The sequence below is a fragment of the Burkholderia sp. Se-20378 genome, from assembly GCF_017104665.1.
GTDB classification, from domain to species: Bacteria; Pseudomonadota; Gammaproteobacteria; order Burkholderiales; family Burkholderiaceae; genus Burkholderia; species Burkholderia lata.
Map to the genome: position 1 here is coordinate 1 of NZ_JAAGPG010000891.1, position 2175 is coordinate 2175.

Consider the following 2175-nt stretch of genomic DNA (forward strand, 5'->3'; position numbering starts at 1 on the left):
TCGCGAGGCGCGGCTTTTGCACGGCGAGCGGGCCGCCGGGCTGATGGGCTATGCGACCGCGTCGTACGGGGTCGGGCAGATTCTCGGCCCGCTCGTCGCGGCGCCGCTGGCCGCGCGCTTCGGGTCGTTTTCCCCCGCGCTGTGGGTCGCGGTAGCCGCGCTGCTGCTCGGCGCTGCCGGCTTTGCCGCGACCGCCGTACGAGGGCGCCTGCAACCCTGATTTCGGCGGGGCCGGATCGTCTGCGGCACGGGCAAACTCGCTAGAATGAAGCCTTTCCCGCGCCGAGCGGGTGCGCGGGCAGCCGGCTGGCGGCCGTCCGGCGCCTGCCAGATCCTCATCGATGACCACCGCCGATTACCGCTTTTGCCCGCGCTGCGCGAGCCCGCTCACCGAGCGCGCCGACCCCGACCATGAAGGCGGCCGCATTCGCCAGGCGTGCCCCGACGACAGCTGCGGCTACGTCCACTGGAACAATCCGCTGCCCGTCGTCGCCGCGATCGTCGAGCTCGACGGCAAGATCCTGCTCGCGCGCAACGCGGCCTGGCCCGAAGGCATGTTCGCGCTGATCACCGGCTTCCTCGAGAACGGCGAGACGCCCGAGGACGGCATCGCGCGCGAGGTGTTCGAGGAAACGGCGCTGAAGGCCGAGCACGTGTCGCTCGTCGGCGTCTACGAATTCATCCGCAAGAACGAGCTGATCATCGCGTACCACGTGCGTGCGTCGGGCACGGTCGCGCTGTCGCCGGAACTGCTCGAATACAAGCTCGTCGATCCGCCGCTGCTGCGCCCGTGGCGCGCCGGCACGGGCGTCGCGCTCGCCGACTGGATGCGGGCGCGCGGCCTCGATTTCGAGTTCGTCGACCGGCCGGGGCAGTGACGGGCCGGCCTGTCAGCAGCGTTGCATCCGCCGTGCCGCGAGCGATCGCGGCGCGGCGTTCCGCTTCTTGCCGGTGCGCCGTGTCCCGCGGCCGCCGCGTGTCGTCCACCACGCTTCCATCGTCCTGACCGCCATCGCCATGTCCGACAAGCCGCAACCGCGTCCGCGCGACGCCTATCGCCACTTCCTGCCGATCACGACCCGCTGGATGGACAACGACGTCTACGGGCACGTGAACAACGTCGTCTACTACAGCTACTTCGACACGGTCGTGAACGAATACCTGATCCGCGCGGGCGTGCTCGACGTCGAGCACGGGCAGACGATCGGCCTCGTGGTCGAGACGCAGTGCAACTACTTCGCGCCGCTCGTGTTTCCACAGTCGGTCGACGCCGGGCTGCGGGTCGTGAGGCTCGGCACGTCGAGCGTGCGCTACGAGGTCGGGCTGTTCGCGCAGGGCGACGCGTCGCCCGCCGCGCAGGGGCATTTCGTGCACGTGTACGTCGATCGCGGCACGCGCCGGCCGGTGCCGCTGCCCGATGCGCTGCGCGCCGCGCTCGAGCCGCTCGCGGTCTGACTGCGCGGTGCACGCGTTCGCGCTCCAGGCCTTCAACGGCCTCAGCTACGGCTTGCTGCTGTTCATGCTGTCGGCCGGACTCACGCTGATCTTCAGCGTGCAGGGCGTGCTCAATTTCGCGCATGCGAGCTTCTACATGCTCGGCGCGTACGTCGGCTACAGCATCGCGGCCAGCGCGGGCTTCTGGCCCGCGCTGGTGCTCGCGCCGCTCGCGGTCGGGCTGCTCGGCGCCGGTTGCGAACGCATGCTGCTGCGCCGCGTGCAGGCGCGCGGCCATACGAGCGAACTGCTGCTGACCTTCGGCCTCGCGTACCTGATCGGCGAGGGCGCGAAACTCGTCGTGATTGCCGCATCGACCGAACAGGCCGCGCTCGAAGGCGCCGAAAAAGTGGCCGCGCAATTGCAGCCGCTCGTCGACCAGGGCGCGCTCGCCGGCTTCGAAAGTCCCGCGCGCTACCTGCCGAGCGACGCCGCGCAGCGCGCGCGCCAGGCGAGCCTGCCGGATGCCGATGTGCTCGCCGCGCGGATGCGCAATGCCGTCGCGAACCAGCCCATCGCGGTCAAGCCCGACCTGTTCGCGCCGTTCATCACCGATGTCGGGGCCGCGCGCCACGCGCCGCTGCTGACGCGTGCAGACTTGCGCGGCACGTCGATGGCGCTCGCCGTCGATGCGCTGCTGACCGAACGTGACGGCCGCTGGAGCGCAATGCTGCCGCTGCG

General features: G+C 70.6%; 3 protein-coding genes and 1 pseudogene. All 4 read left to right on the plus strand.

Translation table 11 applies throughout. From position 1 onward, the window contains the following. Positions 1-220: YbfB/YjiJ family MFS transporter (locus G3N93_RS38645; protein ID WP_206135399.1), on the plus strand; the 220-nt coding region annotated here is incomplete at its 5' end. 121 nt (positions 221-341) lie between these two features. Then, positions 342-878 (plus strand): NUDIX domain-containing protein, encoded by a 537-nt coding sequence (locus tag G3N93_RS38650; RefSeq protein WP_089456050.1) that lies wholly within the window; start codon positions 342-344, stop codon positions 876-878. Between the two features lie 139 nt (positions 879-1017). Further along, positions 1018-1455, plus strand: coding sequence for a thioesterase family protein (locus G3N93_RS38655; RefSeq protein WP_206135400.1), 438 nt, complete (start codon positions 1018-1020; stop codon positions 1453-1455). Between the two features lie 7 nt (positions 1456-1462). Then, positions 1463-2175: pseudogene (locus G3N93_RS41910) on the plus strand (hypothetical protein); the annotation flags it as partial.

What these genes read in the sequence shown, in the direction of transcription:
- G3N93_RS38650 (WP_089456050.1), top strand. Translation starts at nt 342, where the DNA reads ATGACCACCGCCGATTACCGCTTTTGCCCGCGCTGCGCGAGCCCGCTC.
- G3N93_RS38655 (WP_206135400.1), top strand. Translation starts at nt 1,018, where the DNA reads ATGTCCGACAAGCCGCAACCGCGTCCGCGCGACGCCTATCGCCACTTC.